This is a genomic window from Tamlana sedimenti (genome assembly GCF_038148895.1).
Taxonomy (GTDB): domain Bacteria; phylum Bacteroidota; class Bacteroidia; order Flavobacteriales; family Flavobacteriaceae; genus Tamlana.
Genome location: NZ_JBBVGQ010000001.1, coordinates 1,157,866 through 1,178,285, shown reverse-complemented (window position 1 = coordinate 1,178,285; position 20,420 = coordinate 1,157,866). Strand labels below are relative to the sequence as shown.

The 20,420-nt window shown below is 36.5% G+C and carries 19 protein-coding genes and 1 tRNA gene; 15 read left to right on the top strand and 5 right to left on the bottom strand.

Annotated elements, in window-relative coordinates:
• Positions 1-9: 9 nt before the first annotated feature.
• The 9 genes from WJN01_RS05180 to WJN01_RS05140 all read left to right on the top strand — a co-directional run bounded on the left by WJN01_RS05180 (position 10) and on the right by WJN01_RS05140 (position 7,968).
• Positions 10-468, top strand: coding sequence for an alpha-ketoglutarate decarboxylase (locus WJN01_RS05180; RefSeq protein ID WP_445196071.1), 459 nt, complete (start codon positions 10-12; stop codon positions 466-468).
• Positions 469-710: 242 nt separating this feature from the next.
• Positions 711-1,211, top strand: coding sequence for a c-type cytochrome (locus WJN01_RS05175; RefSeq protein WP_445196070.1), 501 nt, complete (start codon positions 711-713; stop codon positions 1,209-1,211).
• 9 nt (positions 1,212-1,220) lie between these two features.
• On the top strand, positions 1,221-1,799 hold the full coding sequence (locus WJN01_RS05170) for a fasciclin domain-containing protein (RefSeq protein WP_445196069.1): 579 nt from the start codon (positions 1,221-1,223) through the stop codon (positions 1,797-1,799).
• A gap of 55 nt (positions 1,800-1,854) precedes the next feature.
• Positions 1,855-3,792 carry a Sec-dependent nitrous-oxide reductase gene (nosZ, locus tag WJN01_RS05165; protein ID WP_445196068.1) on the top strand — a complete coding sequence of 646 codons (1,938 nt, stop codon included), beginning with the start codon at positions 1,855-1,857 and terminating at the stop codon, positions 3,790-3,792.
• A gap of 114 nt (positions 3,793-3,906) precedes the next feature.
• Complete coding sequence (locus tag WJN01_RS05160) at positions 3,907-4,506, top strand: hypothetical protein (RefSeq protein WP_445196067.1); 600 nt, start codon at positions 3,907-3,909, stop codon at positions 4,504-4,506.
• A 33-nt stretch (positions 4,507-4,539) separates the two neighbouring features.
• A complete protein-coding gene (locus tag WJN01_RS05155) occupies positions 4,540-4,980 on the top strand; it encodes a nitrous oxide reductase accessory protein NosL (RefSeq protein WP_445196066.1) in 441 nt (146 codons plus the stop codon).
• 267 nt (positions 4,981-5,247) lie between these two features.
• Complete coding sequence (locus tag WJN01_RS05150) at positions 5,248-6,492, top strand: nitrous oxide reductase family maturation protein NosD (protein WP_445196065.1); 1,245 nt, start codon at positions 5,248-5,250, stop codon at positions 6,490-6,492.
• Entirely contained in the window at positions 6,486-7,193 is a 708-nt protein-coding gene (locus WJN01_RS05145) for an ABC transporter ATP-binding protein (protein WP_445196064.1), read from the top strand. Before WJN01_RS05150 ends, WJN01_RS05145 begins: the two co-directional genes overlap by 7 nt.
• Positions 7,186-7,968, top strand: coding sequence for an ABC transporter permease (locus WJN01_RS05140; RefSeq protein ID WP_445196063.1), 783 nt, complete (start codon positions 7,186-7,188; stop codon positions 7,966-7,968). Before WJN01_RS05145 ends, WJN01_RS05140 begins: the two co-directional genes overlap by 8 nt.
• Positions 7,969-8,123: 155 nt before the next feature.
• On the opposite strand, the gene ric is transcribed toward WJN01_RS05140, so the two are convergent.
• The 4 genes from ric to WJN01_RS05120 form a co-directional block, all read right to left on the bottom strand.
• On the bottom strand, positions 8,124-8,855 hold the full coding sequence (ric, locus tag WJN01_RS05135) for an iron-sulfur cluster repair di-iron protein (protein ID WP_445196062.1): 732 nt from the start codon (positions 8,853-8,855) through the stop codon (positions 8,124-8,126).
• Between the two features lie 47 nt (positions 8,856-8,902).
• Positions 8,903-9,337 carry an RrF2 family transcriptional regulator gene (locus WJN01_RS05130; protein ID WP_445196061.1) on the bottom strand — a complete coding sequence of 145 codons (435 nt, stop codon included), beginning with the start codon at positions 9,335-9,337 and terminating at the stop codon, positions 8,903-8,905.
• A 68-nt stretch (positions 9,338-9,405) separates the two neighbouring features.
• Positions 9,406-9,753 carry a hypothetical protein gene (locus tag WJN01_RS05125; RefSeq protein WP_445196060.1) on the bottom strand — a complete coding sequence of 116 codons (348 nt, stop codon included), beginning with the start codon at positions 9,751-9,753 and terminating at the stop codon, positions 9,406-9,408.
• Positions 9,753-10,727: a polyprenyl synthetase family protein gene (locus WJN01_RS05120; protein WP_445196059.1), complete on the bottom strand. Its 975-nt coding sequence runs from the start codon at positions 10,725-10,727 to the stop codon at positions 9,753-9,755. Before WJN01_RS05120 ends, WJN01_RS05125 begins: the two co-directional genes overlap by 1 nt.
• Before the next feature lie 124 nt (positions 10,728-10,851).
• Here WJN01_RS05120 and WJN01_RS05115 point away from each other — a divergent pair, with 124 nt between their 5' ends.
• The 4 genes from WJN01_RS05115 to WJN01_RS05100 are packed head-to-tail and all read left to right on the top strand — an operon-like array spanning position 10,852 to position 17,684.
• Complete coding sequence (locus tag WJN01_RS05115; RefSeq protein ID WP_445196058.1) at positions 10,852-11,457, top strand: TetR/AcrR family transcriptional regulator; 606 nt, start codon at positions 10,852-10,854, stop codon at positions 11,455-11,457.
• Positions 11,458-11,459: 2 nt separating this feature from the next.
• The gene (locus tag WJN01_RS05110; protein ID WP_445196057.1) at positions 11,460-12,800 is read left to right on the top strand and encodes a TolC family protein; all 1,341 of its coding nucleotides are present in this window, start codon (positions 11,460-11,462) and stop codon (positions 12,798-12,800) included.
• Positions 12,801-12,824: 24 nt separating this feature from the next.
• On the top strand, positions 12,825-13,994 hold the full coding sequence (locus WJN01_RS05105; RefSeq protein ID WP_445196056.1) for an efflux RND transporter periplasmic adaptor subunit: 1,170 nt from the start codon (positions 12,825-12,827) through the stop codon (positions 13,992-13,994).
• Positions 13,995-14,012: 18 nt separating this feature from the next.
• The gene (locus WJN01_RS05100; RefSeq protein WP_445196055.1) at positions 14,013-17,684 is read left to right on the top strand and encodes an efflux RND transporter permease subunit; all 3,672 of its coding nucleotides are present in this window, start codon (positions 14,013-14,015) and stop codon (positions 17,682-17,684) included.
• Between the two features lie 86 nt (positions 17,685-17,770).
• Here WJN01_RS05100 and WJN01_RS05095 read toward each other — a convergent pair.
• Positions 17,771-17,852, bottom strand: a tRNA-Leu gene (locus tag WJN01_RS05095).
• Between the two features lie 101 nt (positions 17,853-17,953).
• Here WJN01_RS05095 and WJN01_RS05090 point away from each other — a divergent pair.
• Both WJN01_RS05090 and WJN01_RS05085 read left to right on the top strand, forming a co-directional pair.
• The gene (locus tag WJN01_RS05090; protein WP_445196054.1) at positions 17,954-19,342 is read left to right on the top strand and encodes a dipeptidase; all 1,389 of its coding nucleotides are present in this window, start codon (positions 17,954-17,956) and stop codon (positions 19,340-19,342) included.
• A 72-nt stretch (positions 19,343-19,414) separates the two neighbouring features.
• Positions 19,415-20,275: a DMT family transporter gene (locus tag WJN01_RS05085; protein WP_445196053.1), complete on the top strand. Its 861-nt coding sequence runs from the start codon at positions 19,415-19,417 to the stop codon at positions 20,273-20,275.
• The last annotated feature ends 145 nt before the right edge of the window (positions 20,276-20,420 follow it).

The window sequence follows — 20,420 nt, the reverse complement described above, 5'->3', positions numbered from 1 at the left end:
ACATTAAACATGGCAGCGCAAAAAAGCGAACCCGATTTTTGGAGGCATGTTCGCTTTGGCGGTGGGTTGGGTTTAAATTTTGGTGACAACTTTTTTAGTGCAACCATTGCACCCAGTGCCATTTATGAATTCAACCAAAACTTTGCTCTTGGCCTGGGGCTGAACGCCACTTTTTTCAATCAAAAAAGCATGCATAAAACAACCGTTTTAGGAGGCAGTTTAATTGGGCTTTTTAATGTGATTTCTGATCTTCAACTTTCAGCGGAATTTGAGCAACTTAACGTTAACAGAAGGTACAACGTTAACTTAAATGTTCCTGATGATAATTATTGGACACCTGCACTATTTTTGGGTGCTGGGTATAGAAGTGGCAATGTTACTTTTGGGGTTAGATACGATGTGCTCTATGATGAAAATAAGAGCATTTATGCCGACCCTTGGATGCCTTTTGTGCGGTTTTACTTTTAAAAATCTATATTTCCAACTGTAATAAAGTATGTCAACAATTGGTGAATCCAATTTGGCAAAAGAGTTTCAAAGGTAATCTTTATTGTTCCATTTATCGTTGATTTTTTTTTTGGTTTCATCGGTTTTCTGGTTAGTAAACAATCGAAATAAATAAAAAAGGACATTATTGTCCTAAATATGATTTTTATCATATTATTTCCCTCCTAAATACGATAGTTTTACTTCTCTAAAACTATTCAACAATGAAAACAACATTTTTATTCTTCACATCATTATTGATGGCATTATTAATTAGCTGCGGAGGCACCGAAAAGAAAAAAGAAAAAGGATTTTCCTATGAAAAAAAGACCGCCACAGAAACTAAAGCAAAATCAACCTCTGAAAAATTACCAGCTTCCCAAAAAGTAGATTTATCCAACAAGGGTATTGGTCCAATTACCTCCATTAACCTACCTGCTACAATTGATGAGGATTTAGTGGCGCAAGGAGCAGATGTGTACAAAAAAATGTGTACGGCGTGCCATAGGCCCGATAAAAAATTTATCGGCCCTGCACCAACGGAGATTTTGAAGCGACGTTCTCCTGAGTGGGTAATGAACATGATTTTAAACCCCGAGGAAATGGTACAAAAAGACCCCTTAGCCAAAGAGTTACTAATTGAATTTAACGGTTCCCCAATGGCAAATCAGAACTTATCTAAAGATGAAGCCAGAGCTGTTTTAGAATATTTCAGAACCTTATAAAAAAACAATATGAAACCAATTAAACATCTATTTTTTGTTTTTGCACTTGTGGCACTTCTATGTTCGTGTAAAAACGGAAGAAATGAAGCCACAACAGCCTCTCAAGCAAACCAAACCGATGGAACTACAACAGAACGATCAGGTCAAGCCTTTATTGAGGATGATGAAGGGTTACCAACAGTTTTAAGCATAGCTATAGAATCTCCAGACCATACTACTTTGGTTGCAGCTGTTCAAGCCGCTCAATTGGAAAACGCCCTTGTTAATGCCGGCCCCCTAATGGTTTTTGCTCCTACAAACAAAGCTTTTGCAGCCTTACCAGAAGGAACGGTTGAAAACTTGTTAAAACCAGAAAACAAAGAGGTATTAGCTGATATTTTAAAATACCATGTGACTCCTGGAAAATATTCCAAAGAATTCTTGACCAAATTTAAAAAATTAGGACAGGCAAATAATCAATATGTTGTCGTTGATATTATAGATGGAGAACCCATAATAGGTGGAGCTAAAATTTTAGCTAGCATTCCTGCAGGTAACGGAATTGTGCATGTTATAGACAAGGTTTTGCTGCCTCCGTCAGAAGAATAAACACTAATCTAATCATAAATAAACAATGAAAAATATTCAAAAATCATTAATTATCATGGGTATATTCCTAATGGCAATTACGAGTTGTGAAAACACAAAAAAGGCTGATTCTAAATCAGGTGCCTTGGTGGGCAACGTAGCCGAGAGAGTTTACGTAGCACCTGGGGAACACGATGAATTTTACGCCTTTATCTCTGGTGGTTTCAGTGGACAATTATCCGTCTACGGGTTACCATCTGGACGCCTTTTCAAAGTAATTCCAGTTTTTTCCCAAGATGCCGAAAAAGCTTGGGGTTACAACGAAGAAACCAAGCCCATGTTGAACACATCTCATGGCTTTGTGCCTTGGGATGATGCACACCACCCAGACATTTCTCAAACCAAAGGAGTGGTAGACGGGCGTTGGATTTTTATTAATGGGAACAATACTCCTCGTATAGCCAAAGTTGATTTGACCACATTTGAAACTACAGAAATCATTGAAGTGCCTAACAGTGCTGGCAACCATAGCTCCTCTTTTGTTACTGAGAATACAGAGTATGTTGTAGCGGGCACGCGATTTTCTGTTCCTATTCCGCAAAAAGATATGCCTATAAAAGATTATAAAGGCAATTTTAAAGGTTCCTTGACCTTTATTTCAGTTGAACCTGAACATGGTAATATGGACATCAAATTTCAATTGATTATGCCAGGTTTTGATTACGACTTGGCACATCCAGGTCGAGGCAAATCTCATGGTTGGTTCTTCTTTTCAACCTATAATTCTGAAGAAGCCAGCACCTTGTTGGAAGTGAATGCATCCCAAAATGACAAAGACTTTATTGCGGCCATTAACTGGAAGAAAATTGAAGAGTATGTAAACAACGGTGGCGGAACAAAAGTTCCAGCAAACTATGCCCATAATGTTTATGATGAAGACACACATTTGGCGACCTCAACTATGAAAAAAGAAGTTCTGGTTGTTAACCCTGCCGACGTGCCAGATGCAGTTTATTTGTTGCCTACCCCTAAATCACCGCACGGTTGCGACGTGGATCCAACAGGCGAATATATTGTGGGCAATGGTAAACTTTCCGCTAACCTAACAGTACACTCGTTTACCAAAATGCTTGATGCCATTGAAAATGAAAGGTTTGCTGGTGATGCCTATGGCATTCCCATTTTGAACTTTGAAGATGTTTTGGGCGGTGTTGTAGAACAACCAGGCTTAGGACCCTTGCATACCGAGTTTGATAACAAAGGCAATGCCTACACAACTTTCTTTATCTCTTCTGAAGTAGTAAAATGGAAAGTAGGCACTTGGGAAGTTGTAGATAGACAACCTTGCTATTATTCTGTAGGCCACTTGATGATTCCAGGCGGTAACTCACAAAAGCCATGGGGAAAATATGTTGTGGCCATGAACAAAATTACCAAAGACAGGTATTTGCCAACTGGTCCTGAGGTTACCCAATCGGCACAACTTTATGACATCTCTGGTGAAAAGATGCAGTTATTGCTGGATTTCCCAACCATAGGAGAACCACATTATGCCGCTGGTTGCCCAGCAGATCTTATCAAACCTAATTCTAAAAAGATTTTCAATTTAGAGGACAACAAGCATCCTTTTGCAGCGAAAAGTGAAGCAGACACTAAGGTTGTTCGCGAAGGCAACATCGTACATGTGTACATGACCATGATTCGAAGCCATTTTGCACCAGATAATATTGAAGGCATTAAAGTTGGAGATAAGGTGTATTTTCATGTTACCAATCTTGAACAAGACTACGATGTTCCTCACGGCATCAGTATGATTGGAGCCAATACCTCAGAATTGTTAATCATGCCTGGGCAAACAGAAACATTCCTTTGGGAGCCCAAGCAAGTAGGGGTATGGCCTTTCTATTGTACAGATTTCTGTTCGGCATTGCACCAAGAAATGCAGGGTTATGTCAGGGTTTCTCCACCGGGATTGAACACCGCATTGAAATGGTCACTGGGGGAAGATATTTAATCATCGATTAGGACAATATTTTAGTGTTTGTATTTCCATAAAAGAGGCGAGAGCAATATTTTCACTCTCGCCTTTCTTTCAAAAAAGCACTTTACCGTTTTAAAATAATCAATCATGAAAAGATCAAACATCATTATGCTAATTGCAGCTTTGCTGCCTTTAGGGCTATTCTTATTTCCTCTTTGGAAAATAACGTTAGAAGCCCCACAATATCCCACGCCGTTGGGGATGTATATCCATATCAATGATTTTTCTGACGCCCATCCACATGACATAAAAAACATTAATTTAATGAACCACTATGTTGGGATGAAATACATCCCGGAAGCTATACCAGAATTCAAGATATTTCCTGCCGGAATAATAGCCACAAGCATTCTGGGATTGCTCATTGCCTTCAAGGGCAATTACAAATGGTTTTTGTATTGGTTCATTTTAATGATAGTTTTGAGTGCCGCTGGACTATATGACTTTTACCTTTGGGAACATGATTATGGCCATAACCTAGACCCTAAAGCCATAATGAAATTTACCAACCCAGATGGCACCCAAATGGGTTTCCAGCCACCATTGTTTGGCACCAAAAATATTTTGAACTTTACGGCCCATTCCTATCCGCGATTGGGTGCTTTTTTCCTTGCCTTAGGTATTGCTACTTCCCTTATAGCTCATTTAACGGGAAAAAAACAGCATAAAAAAACCATAATACTCTAAGAAGACAAATAGTAAACAAAAAAACTATTGAAAATGAAAACACTAAAAAATGTCTTGTTGCTGCTTTTACTCACTGCATGGGGCTGTAGTGTAAAACCGAAACCAATAGATTACGGCAACGATAGTTGCCACTTTTGTAAAATGACTATTGTTGACAAAGTTCATGGAGCAGAGCTTGTAACCAACAAGGGAAAAACATATAAGTTTGATGCATCAGAATGCATGATTAATTTTATGAATCAATTTGAAGATTCATTAGAAATAAAACTTTATCTAACAAATCATTACAAAGAACCAGAAATTCTAATTGATGCCACTAACGCTACTTTTTTGATTAGTGAAAAAGTTCCAAGTCCAATGGGTGCTTTCCTTACAGCCTTTAAAAATAAGGCAGATGCTGAAAAAACCCAATCAGAAAAAGGAGGGATCCTTTTTTCCTGGGAAGAACTTTTAGTGCAACTGAAGAAATTATAAATTTTAATTAAATTGAATCTTTAGGCTAATGTAACGTCCCAAAAACACTTTCACTGCTATTGTTATGCTTATTTTTTAACCAAGCAATTGCGCAAAAATAAACCATGCATTACAACATGTTTATTAAAGATAATTTACACCAAGCTAAGACCGGATTAAATAACACAAATCTTGAGTTTGATGCTACAGAATATCTAATTAATTATTTTAGAACAAATGAATGAAAATTTATCACTTACTTTTGGGGCTAACTATAGTGTAATTTAAATGAGGATTTTCAGCAAACATAGCATAATTTTTTTTTTCGTCATTTCTAACGCACTCCTATACGCCCAAAAAATTGAGGTCTGTAAAACATGCCCAATTACAGCATTAACAGAGGCCATTGCCAAGGCCATGGATTACGATACCATCCTTGTCAAAAAAGGAACTTATAAAGAAAAGAATATTGTTATAAACAAACCACTAACCATTGTTGGCGAAAAATATCCGGTGATTGATGGGGAGCTTCAAGGTGAAATCATTACCATTACCGCCAACGATGTTACCATTGACGGCCTGTTTTTGATAAATGTTGGCACTAGCTATACGGAAGATTACGCAGCCATTAGAGTTAGAAAAAGCAAAAATTTTGTTATACAAAATGTAGTTTTGGAAAAGTTGTTTTTTGGTATCTATATTGAAAAATCAAGCCATGGAAAAATTTATCATAACAAAATAATTGGCAATGCTATTGAAGAATACAATTCTGGCAACGGCATTCAATTATGGTACAGCAACCATATTGAGATAGAGCACAATTATGTGCAACACGTAAGGGATGGCATTTATCTTGAATTTGCCAATAATTGCTTAATTAAAAACAATGTAAGTTCCAATAACCTGCGTTACGGTTTACATTTTATGTTTTCAAACAATGATATTTACAAAGACAATACCTTTCAAAACAATGGCGCAGGAGTAGCGGTAATGTTTTCTAAAAAAATAAAGATGTTGAATAATTATTTTAAAGACAATTGGGGAACCGCTTCATATGGTTTGCTTCTCAAGGAAATAAACGATGCAGAAATAATTGGCAACACCTTTGAAAAAAACACTACAGGAATTAACATTGAGGGCTCTAACCGCATTGTTTACAAAAACAACCATTTTAAAAGCAATGGTTGGGCCTTAAAAGTGCGCGGGGCATGTTATTCCAATAGTTTTCTTGAAAATAATTTTTTGTACAACTCTTTCGATATTTCATACAACAGTAAAGTGAACGACAATATTTTCGATAGAAACTTCTGGAGCAATTACACAGGATACGATCTTGATAAAAATGGCATAGGCGATGTACCATATAGACCCGTAAAACTTTTCTCCTACATTGCAAACAGAACGCCAGAAACCATTATTCTGCTACGTAGTTTATTTATCGATATCATTGATTTTTCAGAAAAAGTATCTCCCGTTTTTACTCCTGACAACCTATTGGACAACAACCCCTTAATTGAAAAAGCGAAATGGTAATCATTCAAAATTTACATAAAAAATTTGGCAAAAATCAAGTTTTAAAAGGTGTTGACCTAGAAATTACTGATGGAGGAATCTTTGCCGTACTTGGCCCCAATGGATCTGGAAAAACCACGTTGATAAAATCGATTCTGGGCATGGTCATACCAAACAAGGGCTACATTTCGGTGCTTGGCGAAAACATAAAAAACAACTCTGGTTACAGACACAAGATTGATTATTTGCCACAAATTGCCAACTTCCCGAACAACCTGAAAGTTATTGAACTTATTAAAATGATTAAGGATTTACGCAGACCCTCCAATAAAGACCAACATCTCATTAAGCTTTTTAAACTTGACCCGTTTATAGATAAAAAACTAGGCAACCTCTCAGGAGGCACCAAACAAAAAGTAAACCTAGTATTAACCTTTATGTTTGATAGCCCACTCATTGTTCTTGACGAACCCACAACAGGTTTAGACCCCATTTCGTTAATCGGATTAAAAACCTTGATTCAGACTGAAAAAGAAAAGGGAAAAACCATATTGATAACATCGCATATAATGAGTTTTGTTGAAGAAGTATCAGATGAAATTGTTTTTTTGCTAGATGGCAAAATATACTTTAAAGGACCCATTTCAAAATTAAAGACACAGACTGGACAACCAGATTTTGAACTCGCTATTGCCTCTTTATTAACCAATAACTATGTTTAAAATATTAAAATACAGTTTTTACGATTTAATACGAAGCCGTTGGAGCTATGTGTACTTTGCTTTTTACTTTATGCTCAGTATTGTGTTGCTGTTTTTAAACAACGATTTATCTAAAGCCGTAATTACGCTAATGAATGTTATTATTGTTCTCGTTCCGCTAATAGGAACTATTTTTGGTGTGATGTACTACTATAACTCAAAAGAGTTTACAGAACTGCTATTGGCACAGCCTTTAAATAGAACTTCAATTTTTTTAGGCCAATATTTAGGAGTTGCCATATCTCTATCAATGAGCCTAATACTTGGAATGGGTGTTCCTTTTATATTTTATGGCTTGTTTAAAAGCAATGCCATATGGGATTTTTCGCTGTTGCTAATTACAGGGACCTTTCTAACCTTTATATTTTCGGCCTTGGCTTTTAACATTGCGCTGTCCAACGAAAACAAAATAAAAGGTTTTGGCTATGCCATATTGTTATGGTTGTTTTTGGCAATAATTTATGACGGCATGTTTTTAATGTCGCTGATCTTGTTTGAAGATTACCCACTAGACAAATTATCTATAGTTGGCACCATGTTAAATCCGATTGATTTGTCAAGAACGCTAATCTTGTTAAAACTCGATATTTCGGCCCTACTAGGATATACTGGCGCTGTTTTTAAGAAATTTTTTGGCACTAATTTGGGGTTAGTCATTTCATCTATAATGTTAGCTGTTTGGGTTTTATTGCCTGTACTTCGAATTGCAATTAAATCACAGAAAAAAGATTTTTAAACTAAGCACGTTCTAACTTTCCAAAAAAACAACCCTTTGCAGAACTAAATTCTTGGTTTAAAAAGGTCAATCCCTTTAAACATGTTTAAGTTGAAAAAATTATAAATTCCGGAAAGGAAGGTTTTCTGGAATTTTAGGTCTTTACAGAAATAATTCTACCCAAATTGTTGCTCAAGCTTCATAGCTTTAGGGAATAAGATATTATTTTCTAAATGAATGTGCAAATGCAAATCTTGCTCAAACTCTTGCAACATGGCATAGGTTACCTGGTAGGTATTACAAGCATCTTGTGGTGGGCTATAATGATTTGTAAGTTGTGCTATTTGCCTAAACCGTTCACCCTCGTTGTCGTGTTCTTGCTTCATCATTTCTATAGGGTTTACAACTGCCCCAAACTTAGGCGTCCTAATGGTGGTTTCACCTATTTTAGCCGCTACCATTTTTTTAACAAATGGAAAAAGTATCAGCTCTTCCTTTTTCATATGCGCGGCTAAATCGGTTGCAGATTCCTTAAAAAGTTCATTAATTTTAAAAAGCTCTGGATGCCGCTCACCATGAACCTTGCAGAGCTTGTTCAAAAATTGGAGCAATACGGGAATTTTTTCTTCCACATAACGATGATGCTTTTTTTCTATGTAATCTACCAATAAATCGAGTGGCCACGATTTATAATCAATTGTTTGATCTGTTTTAGAATTTAACTGTACCTCCAGCTCATCCAATAATTGAGAGGCATCTATGTCTTTTTTGTTGCAAACCTCTTCAATAGTTCTCTGCCCTTTACAACAAAAGTCTATGCCATATCTACTAAATACAGCTGCTGTTCTGTAATCATCAGCTACAAATTGCCCAATTTGCTTTTGGGCATTATCATTTAATATTTTCATAATTTTATTTAGTTAGGATAATTTTATCCTATTTGCATTTAAATTTTTTAAACTTTCAAAAATGATGTGCCAGATTTTATGTTCAGTGCCAATTCTTCCAATGTGGTACTTTCCAACATGTAGTTTAGCTCATCCCTAACTCTTACAAATTTATCGTGAACCGGGCATGGGTGGTCTTGGTCGCATTGTTTCAAACCTAAGCCGCAACCCTTATAAATACCATCGCCATCTATGGCCTTTACGATCTCAGATAGCTTAATTGTAGAAATCTTAGCTTTTTCAATTTTAAACCCTCCATAAGCTCCCTTTACAGAATCAATTATATTGTGTCTCACAAGAGCCTGCAATATTTTTGCAGTAAATGCCTGGGGAGAATTTATTTCCTTGGATATTTCTTTTGGGCTAACACGCTTGTTCTCGAAAGATTTTATGGCAATAAAAATAGTTGCTTTAACACCGTATTCACAAGCCTTTGAAAACATAATATTATTTATCTCAGTACAAAACTATGAAGAAATTTTAAATAGGACAAATTTATCCTTATTTATATTCAATATTTACTTCTCAGCCAAACCTTTTGCCACTCCCGTTTTAAAATTAAAAAAGACACCTCTTCAGAGAGTTTTAAAATATCCTCACCATCCAATTCCTTTACCTGTTTTTCGGAAACATCTACAATGTAAAGCAGGTTTAAATATTCTGTAAATTTCTCTTGAATGAGTTTATAAATGGTTTCTTGAAGTAGCAATTTAAGGCTTGAAGGCAATATTTCTTCATGAAAATCTAAATTAATATTTGCCAATAAAAAATCCTTGTTTATTTGCCGCACAAGGCTTTTGTACAATTTTAGTTCATTGGCTTCTTCAATTAAGCCATTAAATGTTGTTGGCAAGTGCATTAAACAGTTCTATTCATTAAATTATTACCAAACGCTTTTAAAAGTTCCTTTTTATCTTCGGAAATATTTAAAGATTCCAAAATCATAAAAGCTCTATTGGTATATTCTTCAATAGCAATTTTTGTTGCCTCTGCCGAACCTGATGAAACAAAAAATTGCTTGGCCATTTCAATTTTGGTGGCAATATCCTCTGGGTTTGACAAAAACAATTGCCTTAATTCAGCCTCATCGGTTTCATTCAAAAACTCTAAAGCTTTTAAATACAAATAGGTTTTTTTGTTTTCAATAATGTCTCCACCAACTTGTTTACCAAAAGATTTTGGGTCTCCAAAGGCATCCAAATAATCATCCTGTAACTGGAAAGCAATACCCAGGTTTTTGCCAAAATCGTAAATTCCATTTTGGTCTTCAGTTGAAGTATTGGCTACTATAGCCCCCATTTTCATGGCTGCACCAACCAAAACGGCCGTTTTGTATTCAATCATTTTTAAATACTCGGGGATGGTAACATCGTCTCTTGTTTCAAAATCAACGTCGTGTTGTTGGCCTTCACAGACCTCCAAAGCTGTTTTACTGAATAATTTTACAAGCTCATAAAATGGTTTTGGCTCATAATTTTCAAACAGCTTATAGGCCATAATCAGCATGGCATCTCCTGATAGAATTCCCGTGTTAACATCCCATTTTTCATGAACGGTTTCTTTTCCCCGACGCAGAGGAGCATCATCCATAATATCGTCATGTACTAACGAAAAATTATGAAATACCTCAATACTTAAAGCGGCATTCATGGCATTTTTATAATTACCATTAAAAATATCCGTGGTCATCAAAGTTAAAATGGGTCGCAATCTTTTACCACCCAAATTTAAAATATAGTTGATGGGTTCATAAAGATTTTTGGGCTCCTTTATTGTTGCACATTCTTCCAAATAGGCAACAAACTCGTTTTGGTATTTTTCAATTGAAAGCATCAAACAAAAATAAATGAAATAAAAATATTAAAAAGTTAGATTATGAATTAAGTGTTAAATAATTGTAAAACTTTGGAAACTTTTTTTGTTTTTAAAGTTTCCTGTTGTACTTTCGCACCCGATTATGAGAGAAAAGATTTTAACGAATTCGGCTGAACTGTTTTTAAACTATGGGTTTAAAAGCATTACCATGGATGATATAGCCAACGCCATAGGCATATCAAAAAAAACCATCTATCAGCATTTTGACAATAAAACCAAACTTGTTGAGGCCACTACCCTGCATATGTTTGAAGTTATTTCGCATGGTATCGACTGTATTTGCGCACTTGACAAAAACCCCATTGAAGAGATTTATGAAATAAAGCAATTTGTGATGGTGCATTTGAAGGATGAAAAATCATCGCCACAATACCAACTTCAAAAATACTATCCCAAAATTTTCGATTCCTTAAAATCAAAACAATTCAGCAAAATGCAGGGTTGCGTTACCAATAATCTAAAAAGGGGAGTTGACCAGGGACTGTATAGAAGCAGTATTAACATAGATTTTATTTCAAGATTATATTTTAATAGTACCCTCTGCCTAAAAGACCCTGAACTTTACCCGCTTAATGACTTTTCAATGAACACACTCATGGAAAATTATTTGGAATACCATTTACGCGGCATCTGTACCCCAAAAGGCATAGAAATTTTAGAAAAGCATTTAAACAACAATCAATCATAAACATGAAGCAAAAACTAATTTTAATTTTTAGTTTGTTAATTATATTTCAAGGGTTTTCACAAGAAAGCAAGCAAAGTTTTTCTTTACAGGAAGCTATAGATTTTGCACTTACAAATAACCGAACAGCTAAAAATGCGGCCCGAGATATTGAAGCCGCCAAACAACAAAAATGGGAAACCACTTCTACTGGTTTACCTCAAATTTCAGCAGATATTGCCTATCAAAACTGGCTAAAACAACAAGTTTCGTTAATTCCTGCCGAATTTTTTGGCGGTAACCCCGGTGAATTTCAAGATGTAATTTTTAGCCCAAAACAAAACGTGAATGCTACGGCAACAGTCACCCAAAAGATTTTTGATGGCTCCTATTTAGTAGGTTTACAATCGGCCAAAGTGTATTTGCAAATCTCAAAAAATGCCAAGGAAAAAACAGATTTAGAAGTTAGAAAAGCCGTAATTGAAGCCTACGGAAACGTTTTACTTGCTGAGGAAAGTGTGAACATTCTACAACGCAACGTAGAAACTTTGGAAAAAAACCTTTTTGAGACCAATAAAATATATGAAAATGGTCTTGAAGAGCAAGAAAGCGTTGAACAACTTCAAATTACACTTTCTGGGGTAACCAGCAATCTTAAAAATGTTACCCGACTAAAAGAGTTGGCTTACCAAATGCTCAACATAACTCTTGGTTTAGAGATTAACCATCCAACAACTTTAACGGACAATTTGGAAGCCCTTACGGCTCAAAACATTGTTCTAGGTTTACTTGAGGCAGATGAAACAATTGAAAATACCATTGATTATAGAATTGCCGAAAATGATAAACGATCAAAAGAACTACTGCTAAAATTGGAAAAAAGTAAAGCGCTACCTACTTTGAATACATTTGTTAATGGCGGATATTCTGCTTTTAGCAATGATTTTAATTTCACCAACAAAGAACAAAAATGGTTCGGTTCTTCGCTGTTGGGTGTTAATCTTAATGTTCCAATATTTAGTTCTTTGGGTAGAAGTGCGGCCACGCAACGCGCCAGAATAAATCTTGAAAAGGCAAAAGACGATTTAGTTGAAACCCAACAAAGAATTCAGCTGCAAATAGCTTCAGCCAAAAGCGACTACCAATTTGCCATTGAAGATTATCAAAATAAAAAGCAAAACCTAAATCTTGCTGAGCGCATCGAAACTAAGAACCAAACCAAATTTTTTGAGGGTATTGGTTCAAGTTTCGAACTTCGCCAGGCACAGACCCAATTATATTCAGCACAACAAGAATTTTTACAAGCCATGCTTGACGTTATAAATAAAAAAGCGGCTTTAGAAACCGTACTCAATACAATTAATTAATCACCAATCAATAAAACACTAAAAATGAAATACATATATTCTTTAATAGTAATTGGAATACTTTCACTTAGCGGTTGTTCAAACTCCGAAAAAGGAGCAAAATCCATTGACGAACTTTTAGAAAGTGGAAGCTTGCAAGAACTAAAACAAAAGCGCATAGATGTAGCGGCATCTTATGATAGTGTAGCCAACATTTTAGCTCAATTAGAAAAAGCCATTGTAAAAAAGGATACGACCATAAAATACACATTGGTAACGTCTTACAAAGTAAAAGACACCACATTTACAAGCCATGTTTCTTTACAGGGCAGCGTTGAAACATCTGAAAATATTTTAATCTATCCAGAATATCAAGGTGTTTTGTCTAAAGTTTATGTAAAAGAAGGACAGCAAGTTTACAGAGGGCAACTTTTGGCAAAAATAGATGATGGTGGTTTGTCCAGTCAACTGGGGCAATTAGAAGCGCAGTACGATTTGGCCAAAACTACCTTTGAACGTCAAGAGCGTTTATGGAATCAAAAAATTGGCAGCGAAATACAATATCTACAAGCCAAAACCAATCTGGAATCCGCACAAAACGCTGTACGTCAACTTAAATCACAATTAGGAAAAACAACTGTAAACGCTCCTTTTTCTGGCGTTATTGACGACATTATCACAGAACAAGGTCAAGTTGTGGCACCTGGCATGCAGGCCATTATGCGTTTGGTGAACTTAAATGATATGTATGTTAAAGCCTCAGTGCCTGAAAATTATATTACCAGCATCAACAAAGGTTCATCAGTAAAAGTTACATTTTCCGCATTGGGCAAAATAGTAGATGGAAAAGTTAACACCGTTGGAAATTATATAAACCCAAACAACAGAACTTTTGAAATTGAGGTTGATGTGCCCAACAAAGACAAAGACATCAAACCAAACCTGATGGCCAATATGGATATTACAAACTATTCAAAAGCAGGTGCTTTGGTGGTTCCTTCAAATGCCATTCAAGAGAATTCATTGGGTGAAAAATATGCGTTTGTTTTAGAGAAATCAGATAACGGAAACTTTAAAGCTGTAAAAACCCAAATAGAAGTAGGTAATAACAACGGTGGTTTAGTAGAAGTTAAAAGTGGACTGGAGAAAGGCATTGATATTGTGAAAGATGGCGCACTGACTTTGAAGGATGGCGAAATTGTAACCGTAAAATAAAATCAATCAACCAAAAGCATGAAAAATAATCAAGCAAAATATTTCGGACTTTCCAATTGGTCCATTGATAATCCAATGACAGTATTTGTCATTATTGCCATTGTTCTTTTGGGTGGATTGATTTCGTATTCTACCCTGCCAAGAGAGTCTTTTCCCGAAGTTATAGAATCCAAGATATATGTTAGTTCTATTTTTCCAGGAAACTCCGCGGAAGATGTCGAGAAACTCATCACCAAACCTTTGGAAGAAGAGATTAATGACATTACAGGTGTGACCAAAATAACCTCAACTTCTTTGCAGGATTACTCAATCATTACCGTTGAGTTTGAAGAATCTATTCCTACTGATGATGCCAAAATAAAAATCAAGGACAAAATTGACATGGTAACTGCTGAGCAGGACTGGCCAACTATGGACGGCGGTGCAAAAGTAGAGCCAAATGCCTTTGATATGGACATTTCAGAAATGATGCCCATTGCCCAATTAAACCTGACGGGCGATTATACGGCTGAACAGTTAAAGGATTTTGCAGAAGACCTTCAAGACCATATTGAAGATTATCCAGAAATAAAGGAAGCGGTCGTTTTGGGTGTTCAAGATAAAGAGGTGGAAGTGGCTATTGATGCCTATAAAATGACGGCAGCCGAAGTGAGCTTCAACCAAATAATAGGTTCCATTCAAAATGAAAACCTAACCATTTCTGGTGGCAACGTTATTGAAAATGGCTTACGAAGAAACATTCGTGTTATTGGCGAAATTGACAAACCGGAAGAATTGGCAAACATTGTGGTGAAGGAAGACAATGGGGCAGTATATTTAAGAGATATTGCTACCATAAACTTCAGGCAAAAAGATGCCACAACCTATGCTAGGGAATTTGGTAAGCCTGTGGTTATGTTGAGTATCAAAAAGAAAAGTGGCGAAAACATGATTGATGCCATGGATAAAATTAGAGATCACTTACCCGAAGCGAAAGCCACCTATCTTCCAGACAATTTAAACGTTTCAATTACTAGTGACGAATCGACTAGAACAGAAGACCAAGTTGCGGAATTGGAAAACAGCATCATTTTTGGTGTTATTTTGGTTGTAAGTGTTTTGATGTTCTTTTTAGGGTTTAGAAATGCTCTATTTGTTGGTATTGCTATTCCTCTTTCTATTCTTCTATCTTTTTTGATTTTACCTATTGTAGGTGATGGCTTGGGCATGAATATTACGCTTAACACTATGGTATTGTTTGCCACGGTTATGGGGCTGGGTATGTTGGTAGATAACGGTATTGTGGTTGTTGAGAACGTTTACAGACTTATGGACGAAGGCATGCCAAGAATGGAAGCAGCCAAACAAGGTGTTGGCGAAATTGCTTGGCCAATTATTGCTTCAACGGCAACTACTCTTGCAGCCTTTTTACCTCTTGGCTTTTGGCCAGGAATTATGGGTAAATTCATGATATATTTTCCTTTAACGCTTTCCACAGTGCTCTTCTCCTCATTATTTGTGGCATTGGTTATCAATTCCACATTGACCTCGGTGCTTATGAAAACAGAAGAAGAAGTCATGTCAAGAAAATCACTTATTAAAATAAGTGTTGCTCTGTTATCCTTCGGAATTCTTTTATTGATATCTGGAATTTTTGAAACGCACATTATTTTTCAGATTCTAGGTTTAATAGTTTTTTTAGGCGCTTTGGTTATGACCTTTTTGGGCTGGCTTGATAGAAGCAAAACCAAAATGCTTAAACAAGGCTTGGGCCTAATGGCTGTTGGTATTTTATTCACAATTTTAGGATTTGTCGGGGGGCCAAAGGCACTGATTGGATTTGGAAATCTGTTTATTTTTACGTCCATTTCCCTTTGGTTTTTTAAATACCTTTTAATACCGGCATCAAAAAACTTTCAATTTAAAACCCTGCCAAAAATTGAAAAATTATACCAAAATCAGCTATACACAGCTCTAAAAGGAAAATATGCTTACATCTATGTATTTGGAACTTTCATTTTGTTAGCTATTTCTGTTGTTGTTTTTTATGTTTCAACCCCAAAAACATTATTTTTCCCAGACAACCAGCCCAATCAGGCCATTGTTTACATAGAATTTCCAGAAGGTACCGATATTCAAAAAACGAATGAACTCACCAAAAAAGTGGAGCAACGGGTTTATAAAGTTTTGGACAAATATGAATACGAAAAAGATGGCGAGCCCTATAACTATATGGCTGAAACCATTATTTCGCAAGTTGGCGAAGGCTCTGGAAACCCATTTACCGATGGCCCTTCCCAAAACGAAATGCCCAACAAAGGTAAAGTAACGGTTTTGTTCAGGCAATTTAAATATAGATTTGACCAAGAGGGCAATAAAATAAGTAGTTCTGATGTACTGTCCGAAATACGTGATGCCGTACAGGGTTTTCCTGGTGTTAGCATCATAGCCGAAAAAGACCAAAACGGGCCTCCCGTTGGCTACCCGATTAACATTGAGTTAAAAGGGGAAGATTACCAAGAACTTTTAGCTGAAGCAAAAAACATTCAATCTTTTATTGATGAGCAAAATATCCCAGGGATTGAAGACCTCAACTTAGATGTTAACGAGAACAAACCTGAAATGGAAGTGCTTGTTAGTCGTGAAAAAGCTGGAGAACTGGGTGTTTCTACAGCGCAAGTAGGACAAGCGCTTCGTTCTGCAATTTACGGCTTTAACGCTTCAACCTATAAAGATGGTGAAGACGATTATGACGTTTTTGTTCGATTTGATGGCGAGAGCAGGTATAACAAGAATGCTTTGTTCAACCAAAATATCACTTTTAGGGACAACACTGGGAAGCTTAAAAAAATTCCATTGTCAACTTTGGTTGAAACCAAAAACATTGCAACCTTCAGCTCCATAAAACGTAAGGATTTAAAGCGTGTAATAACCATTTATTCTAACCATTTGGAAGGATTCAACCCCACCGAGATTGTTCAAAAAATTCAGGAATCCATGAAAAATTACGAACTGCCAAGTGGCATGTCGTATCATTTTACCGGAGAGCAAGAAGAAATGGCTAAAAATATGGCCTTTTTATCTAAAGCTTTGGTTATTGCTATGTTCTTGATTCTATTAATTATTGTGGCGCAGTTTAATTCCATTTCAAAACCATTCATCATTTTCATAGCCATCATACTCAGCTTTATTGGTGTATTGTTTGGTCTCGTAATTTTCCAAATGGATTTTGTTGTGATGATGACCATGATGGGTATTATTTCGTTGGCGGGAATTGTAGTAAATAATGCCATTGTACTTATTGACTATACACAATTACTGATTGACAGGAAGAAAGCTGAATTAAATATGGGCAAAAGCGATTTGCTTACCAGAGAGCAGTACCGAGATATTATTGTAGCCGCAGGGACCAACCGTTTACGCCCTGTATTGCTTACAGCCATAACTACTATATTAGGACTGATTCCTTTAGCTGTTGGATTAAACCTGAATTTCTTTACGTTATTCACAGAATTTGACCCTCAAATTTATATTGGAGGAGACAACAACATTTTCTGGAAACCTATGTCGTGGACCATTATTTTCGGGTTATCGTTCGCAACGTTCTTGACCTTGATCATCGTACCAACCATGTTCTACCTACTAAATCGTGCCAAAATAAGATTTAGAAATGGAGACAATCAAGATGCAGGTGAAAATTTGGTTCCATAAAAGCTTAAAGCCCCGAAAATTGTCGGGGCTTTTCTTTATAAAACAAAAAAGCTTCCCAAAATGAGAAGCTTAATATCCTGTTGTTGTGCGGGCGGGGAGACTCGAACTCCCACACCTCGCGGCACTAGATCCTAAGTCTAGCGTGTCTACCAATTCCACCACGCCCGCAAAAGGACTGCAAATATAAACAAGATTTTTAAATTCCAAACTTATAATTATCAAAAACATTCATTTTTCATACTTTTGAAAAGCAACTATTAAATGTTATTATGAATCATATTCAAACTTACATAAAAGAGCACAAAGACCGTTTTTTAAACGAGCTTATTGAATTACTGAAAATACCATCAATCAGTGCCGATTCAGCATATAAAAACGACGTACTTAAGACTGCCGACACCATTAAATTAAGTTTAGAGGAAGCTGGTTGCGATACTGTTGAAATCTGCCCAACAGACGGCTACCCTATTGTGTACGGTGAAAAAATAATAGATAAAAATTTGCCAACCATTTTGGTATATGGTCACTACGACGTGCAACCACCAGACCCATTGAATTTGTGGAATTCACCGCCTTTTGAACCCGTTATAAAAAGCACGGCATTGCATCCCGATGGTGCCATTTTTGCCCGAGGTGCCTGTGACGACAAAGGTCAAATGTACATGCATGTAAAAGCCATGGAATTCATGACTTCAACAAACCAGCTGCCATGCAATGTAAAATTCATGATTGAAGGCGAAGAAGAGGTAGGCAGTGCCAACCTAGCCACTTTTGTGAAAAACAATCAGGAAAAATTAAAAAATGATGTTATTCTCATTTCAGATACCGGAATGATAGCTAAAGACGTGCCATCAATTACCACTGGTTTAAGGGGCTTAAGTTATGTTGAAGTGGAAGTCACTGGCCCAAACCGCGACTTACATTCTGGTCTTTACGGTGGTGCCGTTGCTAATCCTATCAATATTATAACCAAAATGATTGCATCGCTTCATGACGAAAACAACCATATTACAATTCCCGGTTTTTATGATAAGGTTGAAGAACTAAGCAAAGAAGAACGCGCAGAAATGGCCAAAGCCCCTTTTAGTTTGGATGCTTACAAAAAAGCACTGGACATCGATGCCGTTTACGGCGAAACGGGCTATACTACCAACGAGCGAAACTCCATTCGTCCAACCTTGGATGTTAATGGCATTTGGGGCGGTTATATTGGTGAAGGAGCAAAAACGGTAATAGCAAGCAAAGCGTACGCAAAAATTTCCATGCGTTTGGTGCCTCACCAAGATTGGGAGGAAATCACCAAATTGTTTACCAAGCATTTTATGGCCATAGCTCCAAAAGGTGCAAAGGTTAAAGTCAAGCCCCACCATGGTGGGCAAGGCTATGTAACCCCAATAGATAGCATTGGCTACCAAGCCGCCAGTAAAGCCTATGAAGTAACATTTGGCAAAACCCCAATTCCGCAGCGCAGTGGCGGCAGTATTCCTATTGTTTCGTTATTTGAAAAAGAGTTGAAAAGCAAAACCATACTGATGGGCTTCGGGTTGGACAGTGATGCCATACACTCCCCCAACGAGCATTTTGGCATTTGGAACTATCTTAAAGGCATTGAAACCATACCTTATTTTTACAAATATTTTACAGAACTTTCAAAATAATATAGTGCGCCTGCCAACAGGCAGGCTTTTTCACTTCTATCTCTAGCTCAAATATAGAACCCACAAAAAACCTTGAAAGACCAACACAGTACCCACTTAATTCAACTTGCTATAGCGACACTTTTTATAAGTGCTTCTGGCGCGTTGGGCAAGTTTATTGATATGCCGACACCAGTTGTTGTGTGGTGGCGTTCTATTTTGGGCGCAATATTCTTGTTAGGGTTTTGTGTTTACAAAAAATTCAATTTAAAAATCGATTCACGACAAGATGCCCTTGCCATCTTCTCAAGTGGACTTTTAATGGGAGGGCATTGGCTATTTTATTTCTACGCGCTTAAACTATCAAACGTTGCTATTGGCATGTTATCTTTATTTGTGTTCCCCATATTTACCGCCTTTTTAGAGCCACTTTTTATCAAAGTAAAGTTCGACCCCATTTACATCCTTTTGGGAATTATGGTTTTAATTGGCATGTATATTTTAGCACCAGAATTCAGCTTAGAGAACACCCATTTTCAGGGTATCCTGTTCGGTTTGCTATCGGCATTGTGCTATGCCGTTCGCAATATTATTTCCAAAAAACTGACGAATAATTACAATGCAACAAGCATCATGCTATATCAAACTAGCATATTAACCGTTATACTTTTTCCTGTCCTATTTTTTATGGATACTTCAAATATTGTCAGCCAATACCCTTATATTCTTCTGTTAGCCCTTGTGGTAACAGCACTCGGACACACACTATTAGTAAATAGTTTAAAGCATTTTTCAGTAAGCACAGCAAGCATCATCAATAGTGTTCAGCCCATTTTCGGGATTATTATTGCCTTTATTTTTCTCAATGAAATTCCAACCGCAAACACTTATTTGGGAGGCTCCTTAATCCTTTTAACGGTTGTTATTGAAAGTGTGCGCTCTAGAAACAAATAAGAATAATCTTATTCGCGTTTTCCAAAAGAAATATTTTTCAAATAATATACTTGAAAAATTATAGAATACATTAGGTATCATGATTATTGATTTTATTGTAGTAAAAGTTAACTCCATCGCCAAATATAGAAAGTTACAAATGTGA